Annotated in this window: 15 protein-coding genes and 1 pseudogene; 5 read left to right on the top strand and 11 right to left on the bottom strand. The window is 46.4% G+C overall.

Annotated features, from left to right (window positions below; genetic code table 11):
- Positions 1 to 20: 20 nt before the first annotated feature.
- Positions 21 to 1,130: an aliphatic sulfonate ABC transporter substrate-binding protein gene (locus tag AC50X8_RS12230; protein ID WP_494879955.1), complete on the bottom strand. Its 1,110-nt coding sequence runs from the start codon at positions 1,128 to 1,130 to the stop codon at positions 21 to 23.
- A 102-nt stretch (positions 1,131 to 1,232) separates the two neighbouring features.
- A complete protein-coding gene (locus tag AC50X8_RS12225) occupies positions 1,233 to 2,453 on the bottom strand; it encodes an aminotransferase-like domain-containing protein (protein ID WP_494879954.1) in 1,221 nt (406 codons plus the stop codon).
- A 220-nt stretch (positions 2,454 to 2,673) separates the two neighbouring features.
- Here AC50X8_RS12225 and AC50X8_RS12220 point away from each other — a divergent pair, with 220 nt between their 5' ends.
- Positions 2,674 to 3,564 (top strand): LysR family transcriptional regulator, encoded by an 891-nt coding sequence (locus AC50X8_RS12220; RefSeq protein ID WP_056039393.1) that lies wholly within the window; start codon positions 2,674 to 2,676, stop codon positions 3,562 to 3,564.
- A gap of 134 nt (positions 3,565 to 3,698) precedes the next feature.
- Here the strand turns inward: AC50X8_RS12220 and fabF are convergent, their stop codons facing one another.
- The gene (gene fabF / locus AC50X8_RS12215; protein ID WP_494864146.1) at positions 3,699 to 4,943 is read right to left on the bottom strand and encodes a beta-ketoacyl-ACP synthase II; all 1,245 of its coding nucleotides are present in this window, start codon (positions 4,941 to 4,943) and stop codon (positions 3,699 to 3,701) included.
- A gap of 149 nt (positions 4,944 to 5,092) precedes the next feature.
- On the opposite strand from fabF, the gene AC50X8_RS12210 reads away from it, so the two are divergent.
- Positions 5,093 to 5,944, top strand: a complete 852-nt coding sequence (locus AC50X8_RS12210; protein ID WP_494864135.1) for a helix-turn-helix transcriptional regulator — start codon at positions 5,093 to 5,095, stop codon at positions 5,942 to 5,944.
- Positions 5,945 to 5,988: 44 nt separating this feature from the next.
- Positions 5,989 to 7,056, top strand: a complete 1,068-nt coding sequence (locus AC50X8_RS12205; RefSeq protein ID WP_494864136.1) for an outer membrane protein assembly factor BamB family protein — start codon at positions 5,989 to 5,991, stop codon at positions 7,054 to 7,056.
- A 57-nt stretch (positions 7,057 to 7,113) separates the two neighbouring features.
- Here AC50X8_RS12205 and AC50X8_RS12200 read toward each other — a convergent pair whose 3' ends face one another.
- The 6 genes from AC50X8_RS12200 to AC50X8_RS12175 all read right to left on the bottom strand — a co-directional run bounded on the left by AC50X8_RS12200 (position 7,114) and on the right by AC50X8_RS12175 (position 11,835).
- Positions 7,114 to 7,602 (bottom strand): hypothetical protein, encoded by a 489-nt coding sequence (locus AC50X8_RS12200; RefSeq protein WP_494879953.1) that lies wholly within the window; start codon positions 7,600 to 7,602, stop codon positions 7,114 to 7,116.
- A gap of 579 nt (positions 7,603 to 8,181) precedes the next feature.
- Positions 8,182 to 8,613: an immunity 22 family protein gene (locus AC50X8_RS12195; protein WP_494879952.1), complete on the bottom strand. Its 432-nt coding sequence runs from the start codon at positions 8,611 to 8,613 to the stop codon at positions 8,182 to 8,184.
- A 44-nt stretch (positions 8,614 to 8,657) separates the two neighbouring features.
- Positions 8,658 to 9,812, bottom strand: a complete 1,155-nt coding sequence (locus tag AC50X8_RS12190; RefSeq protein WP_494879951.1) for a suppressor of fused domain protein — start codon at positions 9,810 to 9,812, stop codon at positions 8,658 to 8,660.
- 246 nt (positions 9,813 to 10,058) lie between these two features.
- Positions 10,059 to 10,259, bottom strand: a complete 201-nt coding sequence (locus AC50X8_RS12185) for a hypothetical protein (protein WP_494879950.1) — start codon at positions 10,257 to 10,259, stop codon at positions 10,059 to 10,061.
- A gap of 33 nt (positions 10,260 to 10,292) precedes the next feature.
- Entirely contained in the window at positions 10,293 to 10,520 is a 228-nt protein-coding gene (locus AC50X8_RS12180; protein ID WP_494879949.1) for a hypothetical protein, read from the bottom strand.
- A 136-nt stretch (positions 10,521 to 10,656) separates the two neighbouring features.
- Positions 10,657 to 11,835, bottom strand: coding sequence for an IS110 family RNA-guided transposase (locus AC50X8_RS12175; protein WP_056042052.1), 1,179 nt, complete (start codon positions 11,833 to 11,835; stop codon positions 10,657 to 10,659).
- Positions 11,836 to 12,068: 233 nt separating this feature from the next.
- On the opposite strand from AC50X8_RS12175, the pseudogene AC50X8_RS12170 reads away from it, so the two are divergent.
- Positions 12,069 to 12,858 (top strand): annotated as a pseudogene (locus AC50X8_RS12170) (IS3 family transposase); the annotation flags it as partial.
- A 385-nt stretch (positions 12,859 to 13,243) separates the two neighbouring features.
- Here the strand turns inward: AC50X8_RS12170 and AC50X8_RS12165 are convergent.
- Positions 13,244 to 13,759 carry a hypothetical protein gene (locus tag AC50X8_RS12165; RefSeq protein ID WP_494879948.1) on the bottom strand — a complete coding sequence of 172 codons (516 nt, stop codon included), beginning with the start codon at positions 13,757 to 13,759 and terminating at the stop codon, positions 13,244 to 13,246.
- A gap of 1 nt (position 13,760) precedes the next feature.
- The gene (locus tag AC50X8_RS12160; RefSeq protein ID WP_494879947.1) at positions 13,761 to 14,933 is read right to left on the bottom strand and encodes a hypothetical protein; all 1,173 of its coding nucleotides are present in this window, start codon (positions 14,931 to 14,933) and stop codon (positions 13,761 to 13,763) included.
- 19 nt (positions 14,934 to 14,952) lie between these two features.
- On the opposite strand from AC50X8_RS12160, the gene AC50X8_RS12155 reads away from it, so the two are divergent.
- On the top strand, positions 14,953 to 15,156 hold the full coding sequence (locus tag AC50X8_RS12155) for a hypothetical protein (RefSeq protein WP_494879946.1): 204 nt from the start codon (positions 14,953 to 14,955) through the stop codon (positions 15,154 to 15,156).
- The last annotated feature ends 506 nt before the right edge of the window (positions 15,157 to 15,662 follow it).

Here is a 15,662-nt window from a genome sequence, read left to right as displayed (position 1 = left end):
ATTGCCACTTCCATCCTGCATTATTTATTCACTGCTGCCTTTATATCTGCCAATGTTTTCGTAATGAAGGTGTTATCAATAACTTTGGACACATCAACCTTCGTTTTAATTTCACCCAGTTCGAACATGAGGTCGGCCGTTTCCTGCTGAAATTTCGTCGCTTCCTCCGAAATCGGAAGATTTGTCGGCTCAGAGCTTGGATTCGCCATGGATGCCCGAATTGTATCCTCGCTCACATTTTTGATTTTGGCGTTCAGGGCAACCGCCTCGTCCAAATTCGCTTTTTGCCAGTCAATTGATTTCTGGTAGGCTTTGAGAAAAGCCTCTACAAGCTCAGGATATTGGTCCGCGAATTCTGTTCGAGAAACGACATAGCCCGGGGTAAACAAGCCGATTGTGGACGACTCGGCTACGATTCGGGATGACCCGCTGCTCGTTTCCTGGCTCCGGTACGGTTCAAAAATAACCCAAGCGTCAACTTGTCCGCCTTGGTACGCCGCCTGTGCGTCGCTAGGCTGAAGGTTGACCAGCTTGACATCATCTGGCGAAATGCCTTCTTTCTTGAGCGCATGCTGGAGCAAGCCCCATGAGCTGCTTCCTTTCGCAACAGCGATCGTTTTACCCTTCAAATCTTTAATGGATTGAATGCCGCTTGCCTGCGGAACAAGAATCGCATCAGGCGCTCCGCTGCTGCCTTCGGCAATGGACTTGAAGGCAATGTCGGCCGCTTGAGCTGTAATTGTGCCAATATAGCCTGTACGGACGATATCCAGTCTGCCCGCCGCCAATGCCTCATTGTATTGGGACGCGCTTGCAAGCGTCTGAAACTCGACGGTTGCGCCGTATTTGCCGATCTCTTCCGCGAACCAGCCCTTTTCCTTGCCTACGATCATAGGGCCGACCTGGCTGCCCTCAAGGTGGACGACAACGCCTTTGTATTTATCTGCATCTTGCTCCGACGCCGCAGATGATGAAGCCGGCTCCGCACTTGCAGGTGCAGCGGCTACCTCTGCCGAAGCCGCAGCATTCGTACCCGCCGCTTCCTGCTGCTGGCTGCCGCATGCCGCTAGCAGCAGCACCATAGCTGCAAAAATTAAATAGCTCATTCTAGTTGTCCATTTTGCTTTCATTTATAATTCCTCCTGATTTGCTGGCTGAAACGCCGCCTTTGGATGTAGTAATTTCTGTGTCAAAACTTATACTTTGTATGCTTTTTAAATTTTTCAAGCTTTTCAAACGATTTGAGCTGCCTGATCGTCTCGATAATCCTGATACGCTTCGGCTAGCCGGATAATGCCGAGCTCAAGCGCATCCCCATCGCAGTAGCTGAACGATAATCTGGCGTAGCGCTTCCCGTCCTCCGGCGATAAATAAAACTGCCGACCATCAATGAAGCTGACTCCGCGCTCAGCGGCATACGTTACAAGCTCCCCGGTGTCCACCTCTTCCTTAAACCGAAGCCAGACGAAAAATCCGCCTTCGGGAACCGCATATTCCACCACTCCATTTAAATGCTTGTCCAGTGCAGCAAGCATGCTGTCACGCTGCTCCCGGTATCGGGCAATGAGCTGCTCGATATGCGTCTCAAGCGAATAGCCGCTTAGTAAATTTCCGATAATCTGCTGGGTAAATGCGCTGGCCCGGCTTCCATGAAAGAAGGAGCCCAGCTTGCCTGCGGTATCCTGCGACGCGATCGCCCAGCCCAACCTTATGCTTGGAGCAATCGTCTTTGAGAATGTGCCCAAGTAAATCGTTCTTTGCGGGGCAAAGCTATAAATAGCTGGCAAATAGACAGCTCCAAAATTCAGCTCCGAGTAGGCATCATCTTCCAGAATGAAAAAATTATAGGCCAACGCCAGCTCGGCAAGGCGCTTGCGGCGGGAAAGGGATAAGCTGATTCCGCCCGGATTATGATAATTCGGAATGCAGTACAGCAGCTTCGGAAGCGGCAAATTTGCACGGGCCGACTGCTCAAGCGCTTCCTCCACCAAATCGACTCTGAGGCCCTGCTCATCAATGGGGAACGAGGTAAGCACCGCCTCGCTGGAGCGAAACGTATTCAGAGCACCGAAGAAGGTTGGGGCCTCTACCCAGACGTGATCCCCCGGCTCCAAAATAGCCCGGCAAGCAAAATCGATCGCCTGCCCTGAGCCGTAGGTGACGAGCACCTCCTGCGGAGCGGCATGGATTCCCCGCAAGACGGATCGCTCGGCAATCCATTGTCGAACGACAGCCGGGCCATCCGCTCCCGAATATTGCAGGGCAGCGTGGCCTTGCGTCAGAATGGCATCAGATGCCGCCTGCTGGAGCGCATCATAGGGAAATGATGCCGATGCCGGAGAACCGTAGGATAGCGGAACGACATCGGTGCGATTGGACGCTTGCGCCGCCCCCATCGGCGCCTGCTGCGGCACTCTTTTGGCAAAACGAAAAGGAGCGAGTTTGTCTGCCATAACTATTTTTCACAACCTCTCTAATGAATGTCATGCTGCTGAATGGCTGCCAGTCTTGCGTTTTCCTGTTAACAGTCTTAAGCCTTATCGTAATTTTGTAATTTCCGATTGGATTGCAAGGATTTATTAATTGAAATGTTACACATTCCTAATTACAATGTAAAATATATAAAAACAATGTTTCCATAACCCGAGCTTATGACAGAAGAGGTGATCTAATATGCGTATTGAACAATTGAGATATTTAGTCGAGGTAGCGCATAGCGGTTCCATTACTCTGGCTGCGGAGAAGCTTCACTTGTCGCAGCCCAACATCAGCAACTCGATAGCCGCCTTGGAAAATGAGATCGGCCTGGCGATTTTTACCCGCACCCGCTCGGGAACCCGCCCGACTGCTGTGGGCAATAACCTGATTCAGATGGCTGAGGATATTTTGTCGCGCTGGGATAACTTCACAGAGACGGCCAAGCTGAACAGCTCGCTTCTGAACGAACGGCTTGTCATCGGGGCGACCTTCGGGGCTTGCACCAGCTTTTTGCCCAAGCTGCTCACCCACTACTCAGAGAAATATCCGCTTGTTGAGCTGGAAATTACAGAAAGCCATCCTAGCGAAATAGAAGAGCGGCTGTTGAGCGGAGATTGGGATGTGGGACTTATTGGAACGCCGGAGGAAATGTCCTTTAAAAATCTGGTCGCCGAAAAGTTTTTAACGTGCAAAATTATGGCATGCGTTGGAGGCAAGTCGCCTTTGGCCTACAAAGAGAGCCTTTCCATGGAGGAAATTGGGAAGCATTCGATTATCAGCACCTCGGAGCGTATGAAGGAGGAGCTTCAGGCGTATGGCACGAGCCGGGAAATTTTTCATTCCAAGCATTCCGAGGTTTCTAAACGGGTCATCAGCGAGGGACTCGGCATCGGCTTTTATTTGGATATTTCCTTGAAAAATGATCCTTACGTCATGACCGGGCATATCGTTCCGATCCCGCTTCAGGTCGAGCATCCCGTCGATTTTTACTGGCTGCATGCCAAAAAGAAGCAATCGCTCGCTTGCGAAGCTTTTATTAAAGAGCTGAATGTGCTTATCCCCCAATTTATGCGGATGAATGCTTGAAGAAATAAAGAGCCCCCAATGAGCAGCAGGCGATTCAGCCGCTGCTCATTGGGGGAACAAAAAAATCATATAGAAGCTCAGCTTGACCTTGCGCTACAGCTGTTCATTTAGAATATTTCTCCTAGTGTTTATGGTTACTCCTCAAATTTGCGCATCGCAATGACCGCATTATGGCCGCCAAAGCCGAAGGAGTTCGTGAGGCCGACCTTTATATTTGCACGGCGCGCTTCGTTCGCTACGATGTCTAAATCTCCGCAGGCCGGGTCCGCCTGCTCGTAGTTGATCGTCGGCGTAATGACGCCTTCCTGCAAGCCTTTGGCGAGGGCAATCGCCTGGGCGCCTCCCGATGCCCCGAGCATATGCCCCAGCATCGACTTCGTCGCCGTGACAGCTGGCGGCTGCTTGCCATCGGCTGCAAACAAGCGGCGAATCGCCGAAGCCTCCGAGCGATCGCCAACCTCAGTACTAGTGGCATGCGCGCTAATCACATCCACATCCGCAGGTGCTAGTCCCGCTTCCTGCAGCGCAAGCTTCATTGCCCGGTAGGCCCCATCTCCATCAGGCGGGGTCGCTACGATATGATAAGCATCCGAGGTCGCTCCATAGCCTACTACCTCTGCATAAATGCGTGCTCCTCTGCTTTGCGCATGCTCAAGCGATTCCAGCACCATAATGCCCGCTCCCTCCGACATCACAAAGCCATCCCGGCCGCTGTCAAAAGGACGGCTTGCCCGCTCCGGCTCCTCGTTGCGAGTTGAAATCGCGGTCGCATTGCCGAAGCCTGCAACCGCAATATCCGTTACGGCTGCCTCTGAGCCTCCGGCAAACACAACGTCCGCCCAGCCGCCGCGAATGAGGCGGAACGCCTCGCCAATGGCGGTATTGCCCACAGAGCAGGCAGTAACTGGCGCAAGCGTCGGGCCGAGCGAGCCAAGCCTAATGCTGATTTGCGCAGCTGCCATATTGGCAATCATCATTGGCACGAGCAGCGGACTGACCCGGCCTGGCCCGCGCTGGCGCAGCTGCCCTTCGTTATCCTGCAGCGTCTGCAGACCGCCAATGCCAGAGCCGACATATACCGCAAGCCGCTCACGGTCCAGCTGCTCCAGCTGCAAGCCCGAATCGGCAAGCGCCTCTTCCGCTGCCGCGAGGCCAAACTGGGTGAAGCGGTCCATTTTGCGGGCTTCTTTTTTCCCAAACCGCTCCTCCGGATTAAAATCCCGCACTAGACCGGCGAAATGCGTCTTATGGTTCGATGCATCGAATGTATCGATAGGGCCAATGCCCGATTTTCCCGCAAGCATTCCTTGCCAAAACGTCTCTACTCCTACTCCTAATGGCGATACGACACCAAGCCCTGTCACAACGACTCTATTCATCATTTGTTCCCCGCTTTCCAATCATAAACTGCTTATCTCGATTGATTGTATTATGGCAAACGAATTATCCTATTACAAGTTGTCGTTTATCCTAGTATTGGCTATACTACAATAACAAATAACAGCGTAATGGGAAGGGTTTGAGAGTTTTGTCCGATCGTATTCGGCTAGAAGCGCTTGCGTCTTTTCTGAAGGCGAAGCGCGCTGGAATTAAGCCGCAGGCAGTGGGCTTGCCGGCTGGCATTCGCCGTCGCACGCCGGGACTGCGCAGGGAGGAAGTGGCGCAGCTCGCGAACGTCAGCGCAACCTGGTACACGTGGCTGGAGCAGGGGCGTAACATTCATGTGTCCACCCAAGTGCTGGAGTCGATTGCAAGCGCGCTGCTGCTGACAGCGGATGAACGCGACTATATTTTTGGGCTGGCGTTTGGCCATCATGCGGGGACGGGCGGAGGCGGCTTGAAGCTGGAAGAGGAGGAGCTTAAGCTTAGCCCTTCGTTGCAGCGAATCTTAACGGAGCTTCGCTATTGTCCAACGATTATTTCCGATCGGCATTGCCATATTGTCGGCTGGAACGAGGCTGCGGCGCATGTATTTGTCGATTTCAAATCGATTCCCTATGCCGAGCGGAACCTGATTCGCCTCCTGTTTACCCGCAAGGAGCTGCGCAGTCTGGCTGTCAATTGGGAAACGTTCGTGGAAGGCTACCTTGCGATCTTCCGCACCTATTACGGCCAATATATGGGCGATGAATGGTATGACCATTTTATCGAGGAAATGTCGCGGCTCCATCCTGAATTTGAAGCATTATGGCAGCGCAGCCAGGTCAGCCGCTCACCGGAGGTCACGATCGAATTCCGCCACTCCAAAACGAGCAAAATGCTGTTCGCGCTGACGTCCTTCCAAGTGCTCGGCAGCGTAGACCTGCGCTGCACCGTCTATACCCCGTTGGAAGGATCAGGGACGGAGGAGAAGCTGCGGCGATTATTGGGTACTACATAATAGCCCCTTATTTTCGATGGATAGGAAAGGACTGATCGTGGAGCATGAACGTATTTCAGATTTCGCTAGTTGGAGATAACGATGACTTTTGTGAGCCGTCTTATTTTACGGTAGATGGAGACATCATTTATGTCGCTTTGAACAAAAATAAGCCGCAAGCGCCCCAAGTGCTTGCTGGCGAGCTTGCCGCTGTTAATAGGCTGACTGGTGAAATCGTCTGGCGTTATACGCTGCCGAATCATGCGGGATTATGTGATGAAATCAACGCAGCCCCTCTACTGTTGGAAAATAGGATCATTATCGCTTCCCGCTACAGCTGGAGCTCGCTTGATCGGGATACCGGCGCCGAACTTTGGTCCAAAGCTTTTAAAGAGCTTAATAGCAATAACCTGTCTTTAATCGACGGTACGCTTTTCTGCTGCCGCGGCACGGAAATCCAAACCGTTGACCCGTTGACTGGCAAAACGCTGTCTAAACGAAAACATCGGGTTAAATGGCTGGACTCTGCTATTCAAAAGCATCAAGGCAGATACTTCGCAGCTACCGGAAGCTCTAAAATCATTGAGATCGTCCCAAACCAATGGGACATCGCCCATGAATTCAAGTATGCGGGCGGCTGGGCGATCGCTGCAGCTCCGCATTTTCACGGGCAGCTGATGGTTTCCAGCAGCTATGCGGGCGAGATTATCGCTTTCAATTTGGAGAGCAATGAGCCCGAATGGAAAATGAAGAAAAAGGCCGGTTCGCGGCCGCAGCAAGCTTTTTTCGCAGGACAAGCGTTGTTCTACGACGGAAATACGGATCATAGGCTCCAGCTTGTGGAGCTATCTCCGAAGAAAAAGCTTTGGTCCAGACAGCTGACCCGCATGCAGGCTTGCCATATTCGCAGTGAAGCCGAATTTCTTGTCGTATGCCAAACGGCTGATCGAACCTTTAACCTAGGGCGCTTTGACATGCTGACCGGCGAGCTTATCTGCTACGTCACCTCGTTTGGAGAGGGCGACTGGAGCCTGTATCCGTATGATCTCTGGAGCGGCGTTGCCATTTATGAGGATGAACGCTGTATCGTTACGAATTTCAGACCGAATGAGCTCATTGTCATCAACAAATAGCCAGCTTGCTATAATCCACTAAAATAATAAATTGCCAAAACACTAAAATACTAAATTCTAAAATACTAATAACTGGCCTTCTGGCCATTTTCCTTTCCAGCCGCATGGGATATGACCTGATTGATATACTTTTAACAGTTGCGTATAAAATCCAGGCTTGATATAAGGGCTATAGGCATGCTCCATCATAGCTGCAAGCAGGTCCCACTCCACACTTTCATATACCGATTCGTTTAGATGATTATTTTTGGCGTACAAGGAGATATCATTCAAGACTCCATTTTTCAAAAGCTTTTTGGCTTCAATTGTTATGCTATTCCACTGTCTATAGGCGTCAAGATGTTCCTTATGCAGAGCTACGGTTAGACCGTTTCTAATTTCTAATTTGAAGTTATCCCATCTAGAGTTGAGGCTTTTTTCTGCCTCTCTCCAGTTATTTAGACAAGAATACTCAGAATGGAGGGTAAAATCCGCCCCTTCCCCACACTTGCTAAACCAAGCTATTTCAGCAATTTGTTCATCGTAGAATTCTTTTACTGTTTTCATAAATTCTCCTTTGAATTCGATTTTATTGTTTTAGGGTGTGTATGCAAAGCGGAGACGGTCTGCTGCTGGTTGCTTAGCGCTTATTCGAGGCCAATCTCATCTGACGATTCATGGCTAAAGGGATCGCAGCCTGCATTTGTTACTGAGATCATTGGGGCGGTGTCTATGGCTGGGGCTAACACCACGCAGTTCGGGAGGCTGCCTGCTCTTTTGGAGGACTGAGGTTCCGCTATTCTGGCTTTTAACCCAATTTTAGGACGTAAGCGGACAGGAAATCCGCTATTGCCCTCAATTCCCCTGCAAAATGGCTTACGGCAGCGTATTAGCGGCCCCTGTGTCCGCAGCCTGTGCCTTTACCCTTGATTCGGTTGAAATAGCTGCTGCTGTGTCCGCCAAATTTTTCTTAGTGCAGGGAGAGGCACCTTGAAACGAAGGGCATAAAACTGCCTTTCGTTACGTAGAAAGTTAACATTAATGAGGGATAACATTCCTGGTAGTAGCCGGAATACAATTGTAGCTGGCTTCGATCAGAATCTGGCTCGCTTACAGTTTCCTACACGCCTTAGTACATTAGGTGTCTCACTCGTAAATAACAGAACCCATAAATTCAATTTTTTCGCCATGAAGAATTGCTTCTTCTACAGCCCCTTCATACTCGACATCATATAATCTAATAACTACATTACATTCCTCTGATAACTCGTCCCCATAAAAATCAACCAGCTCATTTGTCATGTTCTCTGAATATGATGCATTTTTCAATAATTCTGCAATGGAAGTTGTGGGGAGGTTAAGATAAGTAAACTCTACTAAATCTTCGTTGTAATCTATAAAATCTAAATGGAAATCAATCATAAACTTCGATTTCATTCTGTCACCTTGTTCGTCAAACTTTATTGCTAAATAGTGTCTCATTTCATCTTCACTATCACATTTTCCAAACCATAGTGATACTGTTCCTGGACTATCTATTATTAAAACCTCCTGAAATTCATTTTGATCGGGAAGCATTTAAAATCATTATATAGTCATATGCCGGCGATGGGCTTCACCAATCATGTAATACTCACACTTTCTCTATTAATATCAAGAACATCCATTATTCCTTTTTCTAACAATAAGCCGATTAAATAATCGCACCCTTTTTCCAAAGCAAGCTTTCTTTCTTCTTCAAATATAGGCACTAACGTATAAAAATGAATTAATCTCCCTTGCTTATCTAATAAATTTTTCAAACCCTGTTCCTGAGGATTACAAACCATCATACACGACAATTTTGTATTGGCTGAAAATGGCTGGGGAGGCTCTCCATTAGGCAATATAACGCCATCCGTTAACCAACCATCATACATATGTGGGATATGCGCTGTTTTTCTTAACCACCCTAATGGCCAGTATTGATTAGAATCACTCATTGCCTTTTTATTTATGGTCCAATTTGACGGCAGCTTCAGTAACAATTCTGCATATTTAAAATCTTTAGCCTCATCGGAATCATCCATAGGCAGATCGCTCATACCTGTTGTAAAAAGAGTTGCGAAATCTCTTTCATTAGATGGCGGTATTATATGGATATTGATGGCTACTCTGCTTCCGGGCACAATTTCGCTAATGGTTTTCATGGTCTCTCCGAAAAATTCGGATACATGCTTAATGATTTCATCATGACTATTTTGCTCGATCATAGTAGTGCTATCTATTTCATTTTCATTGATATCGTTAACGTTTAATAAATGAACAATATCCGTTTGTCCCATTTTACGTGCAAAAGCTAGGGCATCTGTGTTTTTCATCACTTCACCACTATACTTGACACTAGTATCCATGCCACTCTCTATTAAAAGTTTTGCAATATGTACATGTCCATTGCTAATGGCACCGAACAAAGGATTTTTCTCTGGCTCACTTACATCTAAATCAGCACCATTAGCTACGAAATATCTAACTATCTCAAAATGTCCATTTGAGGCGGCTTCATTTATGGCCCCGCCATTAAATACCCCGCCTTGCTTGTTCATATCAGCACCAATGTCTATAAGTCGCTTAACAATTTCAAGCTGTCCTTTGGATGCAGCTACGTGAAGCCACGTTCCAAAAGGAGTCATCATATGAAGTAATTCAGCATTTGTCCCTATTAACTCCATTACTCTTTGAGTATCTCCACGCTTGATTGCAGAGCGTATTTCTTTTCCGATTTGAATTTTATCCATATGTGTTACTTTCTCCTTGTTAGTGTTAGAGAATTTTTTTGAGATTTATAATTGAAATCTCCTTCTCTAGTAATGTTACCGTCTTTCACTATATATCGGTAATTAAATGTAAAAATATTTACTTAGCCCTTATGCAAAAAAAAACCTGTTTTTTGACATAAGAAAAAGCTTATTCCACCCTATAGTCAGAAGGAATAAGCTTTTGGACGTCCCTGCCCCTGTATTTCATCAACTTTTGCTATCATTTTATTCTTCATCTTGTTTAGTCCATTTTTCAATCATAGCTTTTTCGAAATCATTTGGTCCTAATTTTTCTTTTATTAATTGCCCATTTGTGTCCCACTCTTTATACGTTTTTTTAAAACTATATATACATTGCGCAACGGATCTAATAGCCCCATTCTCAAACCAAGAAACCCACTCACCAATCACTGTTCCCTTACTCATATTCCGAAAACCCTCTACCTTACCACTTTCATATTAGGTAACAAAAACACCTTCAGGGATACCATTCTCATAATAGCAATAATAAGCTAAATTTCCATTTCTATGTTTTTCATATAAAAGCCCATTTACAGCCACTCCTCCTACTTCCATTGGTTTATAAAAGACTTGCTGGCCATACTCTCCTGAAAAACAAACATCGTCCGCAAACTCTAACCCTTTTGACAATACCTCGTCTTTACTTAAAAAATTAATTTCTTCCACAAAAATTATCCCTTCTTATAAAACCAGCTAATGTTTGTCAAGCATTATCGCTTGGTTAAAGTCAAATAGAATGTTATACTTTTTGTGCAACACAAATAACCTTCATTGGCTTGAAGGTTATGGTTAAATATGGATATTACTCTTTATAGGGCTGGCTTTTACTAAGGATGGCGTAAACGTGATGGAGAAGCTTGTTGGCGCAGGCGATCACGACCACCTTGTAGGGCTTGCCCTCGTTCCTTTTTTTATCGTAATATTCCTTGATTTTCCGATTGGAGCTCCGTCTTAGTCCACATTGAACCGCTAAATATAAGGAGCGTCGAAGCCGTTTTGAACCCCGTTTGGTAATACGGGAACTCGTAGCTGTAAATTTTCCCGAACTGAAAATACCGGGATCGAGCCCCGCAAAGGCAACGAGTTGTTTGGCGCTTGTAAATTGCTTGACGTTACCCATTTCAGCTACAATGGCTGCGGCAAGTTTATCCCCTATACCCGGTACACTTTTCACTAATGCTACTTCAGGTAGGAATGAGGAGATTTCATTCATCTGTTTCTCTAGGTGACTGAGTTGGTTGATGAACGCCAGCAGAAGTTGAATCATGCTCGAGAGCATGGCTGTCTGAGACGGGCTTTTCGTCTGTTTGTTCCAAGTAAGCAACAACCGATCAAGTTGCTCTGCTTTCTCGTAAGCCCACCTTTTAGTGTGAGATCTCCCCGCAAACGTTTGGATTAATTCGACTAGCCCCTCTGTTTTTCTGTCTAAACACTGTTGTAGCACGTTCAAAGCCGTTACAGAGAACAGGTTGTAAAACACCTCTGTGTAGGCTGGAAAGACCTGATCGAGCAAAGCTCTCGCGTTCAATTTGGCTTGCACAAACATATCTGTGACGAACTCATGCTGCCGCGTCACATGTTGAAGTTCGGTATACGTCTCTTCCCATGTTCGATGAGGTTTGACATCTCCACGATAATACATATCTGCTAAGTGCCAGGCATCCATTGCGTCTGTCTTGACCTTGCGTAATTGAGTTCCTTTAGCCCGTTTTGACTGCAAGGGATTAATGACGAAATGCTTCCAGCCACCGTCTACTAAATAACTCACGAGTGGACGGTGGTAATGTCCCGTTGCTTCTAAGATAACTACGGGAGCGACCAACGTTTTTGCTTGTAATTCTGTCAAAAGTTCTCCTAAACGTTTGAATCCGATTTCGTCATGCGAAATGCTCTCGGCTTTCCCGTAAGGTTCATTCCTTTTAAAAAAAACCTGCAACACACTAGCACCCTTGGCAATGTCTATTCCTACAACCGGTTCCATAACAACCTCCCCCTAACAATTTGTCGGTAATCCCACGCTTTTCCACGTCCCATAGCTTCGCTTGTGATACGAGGTCACTTGCCTCTACCAGCTCAAACATGGTGATTGAGGGTGGTGGGGAGAACAGTTTTAAGAACGGGATCTATACTCCCTAAAAGGCCAACGTTCTTCCCGACTCTGCCATCTTAAAGTGCCTAATAAAATAAGCCAACCAGAAATCTCTGGCTGACCTAATAATACGAAAAGGCCATGCACTACTTTGCAAAAGACCGGCGCTGATCTATGCCTTCATCCACAATCACCGCTTCGAGTGCCGTGTCGCAAAGCTATGTGCTGCTATGGGCGTTTCCAGAAGCGGTTATTACAAATGGACCACACGTAAAGTCAGCAAACGAGAGAAAAGCCGTAAAAAGCTGGAACAGCGTATTCGGCGAATTTTTCTGGATTCCCGTAGGCTTTATGGAAGCCCGAAGGTTACACAGATGCTTCATAGACAAGGCAGGAACGTTTCGGAGAAGACCGTCGCTCGAATGATGAAGGAGCAGGGGCTGAAATCCCGAACCGTTAAAAAATATAAAGCGACAACGAACTCCAAACATAACCTGCCCGTTGCTGAGAATGTACTCAACCGCCAATTCAGGCCCAAGGCACCCAATCAAGCTTGGGTGACCGACATCACCTACATCGCCACGGATGAAGGATGGCTCTATTTGGCGAGCGTCATGGACTTGTATAGCCGCAAAATTGTGGGCTTTCAAATGAGTGATCGGATGACAAAGGAATTAGTCCTTCAGGCGCTTGATCGGGCGCATCAGCAGCAGCGTCCAACTGGTGAAGTCTTGCATCACTCTGATCGAGGCAGTCAGTATGCTTCTCATGACTACCAGGCCCGTCTAAAAACCTACAATATGAAGGCAAGTATGAGTCGAAAAGGCAACTGCTATGACAAATGAATACATTCTCTGTTTTTACAATGCTAAACGTATTCATTCGACCATCGGGTATCTCACACCCAATGAATGAGAACGCAGGTACCGAAAGACTGCTTAACTCTCTCGGTTTCTTATGTCTACTCTATTGACAGAGGTACAATGTAACGGAATAGCGATATTTAGGTTATAAAATTAAAGCATTTGATGTGCGTACAGCCGAAATGGAGAAATCTTTATACGGGTATTACAAGGGTTAGAAGTGTTACTGTTTTAATGATGGGTTCATTCGGTACTGGGTGGGGTATTTTTGAAATAGCCACCACTTGTATGATTATTTTTTTAGCATATAGCAGTGGATAAAAATAGAACCACAACACGGCGGCTAGCTCGTATTGTGGCGTATAATTAACTAATTATTTTATAAACTGAACTAATGGTAACTTAGGATAATAACTAAATTAATCGTATTATAGAACCTAACTGTTCGCATCAAGAGCGTTAAGGGCCTCATCGCTTATGTCTTGTGGCAGTAGTTCTCTAGTAATTGCCCCAGAGTTTCGCGGCCATCCACGTGTACCGCATACTAATTCATTATGGTGGTAGCCGATTCTTCCGCCCCTCTCAAAAAGTTTAATTATTGGATCATATAAATCATGAAATTTCAATGCAATAGGTAATTCTTGGTCAACTGCATATGCCCAGTCAATATAGTAAGTACAAAGGTATTCAACAACCCAGTCAATATTAGAATTGTCTTGTTCAATATAATTCTCCTTTATATGACTTGGTACATCAAACTGAACAATTTCAACTGCATTAAAAATTGCACGCCTGTTATCACCTATGGAATTAGAATCTAAAAAAATATTACCCCTTCTAATAAACTCAGTTACTAAAACAGCGTGGGAAGGCTTATCATAATCCCTTATTTCCCAATTAATACTTTGCACCCTTTTCTTTGCCTTTTCAAAATTAACATTCATTTCTATCACCTCAAATTTTTGGTTTGAAACCTGGGAAACCTTCAGGCTGTGGTGGTGCCAACTCGTGAGCACCCTTTGTACTTTCGTTCTGCGTACCACCATTAAATTCATTTATATCGCGGTAAGGTAATCCATCTTGCATCATTTCACTTTCTGGTATCTCATGATCAGCTAGTTTCCTAAACCACGCTTTTTCCGCTTCATTCAACTCTCTTACTAATGCCTGCTCCCATCCATAAGCAACGTCAATTACGGGATCAAAATAACCTTTATAATAATACTTCCCATTAATTGTGTCTACTAAGTTAATGTGCTCAGTCAATATCATATGTTTCTTTAATTGTACCGCTTTTTCTAAACTTAAACCGGTATTTCCGGCGAACTTTTCTATCTCCTGCATATCTAATCCTGATGCTCTTAATTTCTCATATGTTTTTAACGCAATCTCTTCCTGCTTGAAACTAGGGATAAATTTTATTGGTTCGCCCCGTGGTTCGATAGGTTTAATAGGTGGAACATTACCCGTCCCCTCAGCCTCATTCTTCAAACGATCCGCCAATTCCTTCTTACCCGCTTCAGATTCGCTAAAGAAATCCTTATGATGCTGTAACGGACTTGAAGGTACAGAATCAGGACTATCATGAAGTTTAACATTTCCTCCAGGACCTGCGGGAACAAGATTGTCACCCATTTTCTTATTCGTCAAGGCATTCTGAAGCTTCTTCCAACCAGCAGCTGCTGCATCCTTGATATCCAATGCATCACGTATCAGTTTCGCTTTAACCGCATCTGCCGCATTTCCAATCCAGCCCGTCATTTTATTCAGCGAATCGCCAAATGCGTTGCCTAAGGTCTTCACGATTTTCGCACCAGCAATCTTGCTACCAATTGCCTTTGTAAGACGTGAATCCATTATACCACCGGTTAATCCGCCGATTCCCATATCCAGCGCCAGTGTACCAAAACTAAATCCTTTGCCTTCCATCGTCTGGCGAATGACACTCTCAAACCCATTCTGCACCGCACCAAACGCCATTCGTCCACCTAGATTCGCCATTGGTCCGAACGGGCCAAACACTGCCCCAGATATCGCCCCAATGACCGTCTCTCGGAAGGCCGTTGAAACATACGTACCCATATCACTGACCTCACCGCGGGCAATATCGGACACTGCTTGGCTCACTACCGCGGCGGTTCCCGCAATGGCCGCTCCAGCTAGCACTGCACCGACAACGACCGCTCCCGCTCCTAGTGTCGCTACCGTGAACGCTGCTGCTACCGCGACTACTGCGACGACAGCCAATCCTGCCAGCACATTCCTCGCTAGTTTTCCCCAACTAAACGGCGGTTTTTCTGGTGGTGGCGGTGGGGGAGGTGGTTCGCCTTCTACGGGCGCATCGTCATAAGGCGCATAGCTTGTCCGATCATTCCCTTCGGATCTGCGCCCCTGCCTTATACGTATCCTACCTTTTCTATGTCAACTGCTCGTCAGCAGAGTTCTTTCTTCGCTTTAACAATCGCTGAAAGGTTCAATTAAGTTGCGGACGATATGAAAAATTTTTTTCGTTTTAGCCGTCCTACTCTTAATAGTGACGGTATCTACCCTATAAGATGCGATTATTGTTATTTCATTTTCCCTATCGGGGCGGCCCATTCTACAGTTGTGAGTAAATTTGAAAAATAACGCAAGAAAACGAAGATAACAAAAAACAGGTCAATCATGGTGACATCTGACCATAATCAACCTGTTTGATGTATCGGATTAGCGTTATTTAGGTTATAAAATTAAAGCATCTTATGTGCGTACACCCGTGTTGACGAAATCTTTGTACGCGTATTACATGGGTTAGATGTGTTATTGGTTGAATGACAGGTTCATTCGGCACTGGGTGGGGTCTACTCCACCAACTCC

It is taken from the genome of Paenibacillus sp. JT22N15 (assembly GCF_059383755.1).
This window is presented reverse-complemented; position numbering and strand designations above follow the sequence as displayed.